At 58.7% G+C, this 3,293-nt stretch carries 1 protein-coding gene; it reads left to right on the top strand.

Annotated elements, in window-relative coordinates; all coding sequences use genetic code 11:
• On the top strand, positions 1-3,293 hold a 3,293-nt coding region (gene purL / locus Q7T06_RS05800), incomplete at both ends, for a phosphoribosylformylglycinamidine synthase (RefSeq protein ID WP_304781738.1).

Here is a 3,293-nt window from a genome sequence, read left to right as displayed (position 1 = left end):
ATGTTCGCGCAAGCCAACAGCGAACATTGCCGCCACAAGATATTCAACGCCGACTGGACCATAGACGGCGAGAAGCAGGATAAATCGCTCTTTGCGATGATCAAGAATACGCATCAACTGGCGCCACGCGGCACCGTCGTTGCCTACAGCGACAATTCATCGGTGATCGAGGGTGCCACGGTGTCGCGTTTCTACCCGCGCGGTGCAGCTGCCGGCAATGTGTATGCCGCCTCGGAAGAGTTGACGCATATCCTGATGAAGGTGGAGACGCATAACCATCCGACCGCAATTTCGCCATTCCCCGGCGCATCGACCGGTGCCGGCGGCGAAATCCGCGATGAAGGCGCAACCGGCCGCGGCGCCAAGCCCAAGGCTGGCCTGGGCGGTTTTACCGTATCCAATCTGATGTTGCCGGATGCCGTGCAGGCGTGGGAAAACGATCACGATGTCACCGTCGCAGTAACAGAAGAGACAAAATCAAATACGTACGGCAAACCGGATCGCATCGCTTCGCCTTTGCAAATCATGATCGACGGCCCCATAGGTGCAGCCTCGTTCAACAATGAATTCGGCCGTCCTGTACTCGGCGGTTACTTCCGTACCTACGAACAAAACGTCGCAGGCCTGGTCAACGGTTATCACAAGCCGATCATGATTGCCGGCGGCATCGGCAGCATCGCCGCCAAGCATACAAAGAAACACGATTTGCCAGTCGGCAGCCTGTTGATACAACTGGGCGGCCCGGGCATGCGCATAGGCATGGGTGGCAGTGCCGCCTCGTCGATGGCAACCGGCGCCAATACGGCAGACCTGGATTTCGATTCGGTCCAGCGCGGCAATCCTGAAATGGAAAGACGTGCGCAGGAAGTCATCAATGCATGCTGGGCGATGCAGGACAACAATCCTATCCTGTCGATACATGACGTCGGTGCGGGCGGTTTGTCGAACGCCTTCCCTGAAATCACCAACGACGCCAAGCGTGGCGCGATTTTCGATTTACGCGCAGTTCCGCTCGAAGAGAGCGGCATGGCGCCGAAGGAAATCTGGAGCAATGAATCGCAGGAGCGCTATGTCTTGGCGATTGCACCGGACAGCCTGCCGCACTTCGAGTATCTGTGCGAACGCGAGCGCTGCCTGTTTGCCGTGGTCGGGACTGCCACCGAGGAGCGCCAGCTCAAGGTGATCGATCCGCAGCACGGTAACGAGCCGGTCGACATGCCTATGGATGTCTTGCTCGGCAAGCCGCCAAAAATGCACCGCGACGTCAGCCATCTGAAACAGGAGTTTCCGGCGATTGACGTGACCGGCATCGATTTGCTGGAAGCATCGATACGCGTGCTGCGTCTGCCTACAGTGGCCGACAAATCCTTCCTGATCACGATCGGCGACCGCACCGTGGGCGGGACGTCGGTGCGCGATCAAATGGTCGGCCCGTGGCAAGTGCCGGTGGCCGATTGCGCCGTCACGACGATGAGTTTCGAAGGCTATCTGGGTGAAGCGATGTCTATGGGCGAGCGCACGCCGCTGGCCGTCATCAATGCCGCCGCATCCGGCCGCATGGCCGTCGGCGAAGCGCTGACCAATATCGCCGCGGCACCGATAGCCGATATTTCCGACATCAAGCTGTCCGCCAACTGGATGGCTGCCTGCGGTCAGCCGGGGCAGGATGCGGCGCTGTTCGATACCGTCAAGGCAGTCGGCATGGAACTGTGCCCGGCGCTCGGCATCAGCATCCCGGTCGGCAAGGATTCGCTGTCGATGCGCACCACCTGGAAAGAGGGCGATGAAGACAAGGCTGTGGTTTCGCCGGTGTCCCTGATCGTGTCTGCCTTTGCCCCAGTCTATGATGTGCGCAAATCGCTGACGCCGCAATTGCGCACCGATGCCGGCGACACCGTGCTGATCGCCATCGATCTGGGGCGCGGCAGGAATCGCCTGGGCGCATCCGCCTTCGCGCAAGTGATGCAGCAACTCGGCAATGAAACGCCGGATGTCGATAGCGCAGAAGATCTGAAAGGATTCTTTGTCGCGATCCAGCGGCTTAACAAGGAACAGAAACTGCTCGCCTATCACGACCGTTCCGATGGCGGCCTGTTCACCACCTTGTGTGAAATGGCGTTTGCCGGCCATGTCGGCCTGTCGGTCAATCTCGACATCCTGACGCTAGAAGGCGAACATGCCAGCGACGGTGGCGATGCGAAAAACTGGACCAGCCAGGTGGCCGAGCGCCGCAACGACCTGACCTTGCGCGCCTTGTTCAATGAAGAACTCGGCGCCGTGATCCAGGTGCGCGCGGCGGAAAAGTCGGACGTCATGAATGTGCTGCGCGAATACAATCTCGGCGCATGCAGCCACATTATCGGCAAGCTGACCGAGACAGACACGATCGAATTCACGCGCGATGCAAAGACCATCTACAGCCAGGCACGTATAGACCTGCATCGCTTCTGGAGCGAAACCAGCTGGCGCATTGCGCGCCTGCGCGACAATCCGGATTGCGCCGATGCCGAGTACGACCGCATCCTCGACAAGCTCGACCCCGGCATGACGCCCAAGCTGAGTTTTGATCCGCAGGAAGATATTGCGGCACCCTTCATAGCAAAAGGTAGCCGCCCACGCATTGCGATCCTGCGCGAGCAGGGCGTCAATTCGCAAATCGAAACCGCGTATGTGATGCACAAGTCCGGGTTTGAAGCAGTGGACGTGCACATGAGCGATCTGATTTCCGGTCGTGCGCATCTGGGCGATTTCAAGGGCGTGATCGCGGTTGGCGGTTTCTCATACGGCGACGTACTGGGCGCCGGCGAAGGCTGGGCGAAAACAATCTTGTTCAACATGCAGCTGGCTGAAGAGTTCGCGACCTTCTTTGATCGTGCCGATACGTTTGCACTGGGTATCTGTAATGGCTGCCAGATGATGAGCAATCTGAAATCGATCATCCCGGGCGCGCAGGCATGGCCGAAGTTCACACGCAACAAGGCCGAGCAATTCCAGGCACGTTTTTCGATGGTTGAAGTGGGCGATTCGCCATCGATCTTCTTCAATGGGATGGCCGGCACGCAAAGCGCGATAGCCATCGCGCACGGTGAAGGTTATGCCGACTTTTCGCTGACTGGCGATATAGACAAGGCGATTGTCGCCATGCGCTTCATCGACAACAAGGGTCATGCAACAGAAACTTATCCATACAATCCGAATGGTTCGCCGCAGGGCATTACCTCGGTGACTACACCGGACGGCCGCTTTACCGTGTTGATGCCGCACGCAGAACGCGTGTTCCGCAGCGTGCAGCA

This window comes from Herminiimonas sp., from assembly GCF_030645555.1.
Classification (GTDB): Bacteria; Pseudomonadota; Gammaproteobacteria; order Burkholderiales; family Burkholderiaceae_D; genus Oxalicibacterium.
This window is presented reverse-complemented; position numbering and strand designations above follow the sequence as displayed.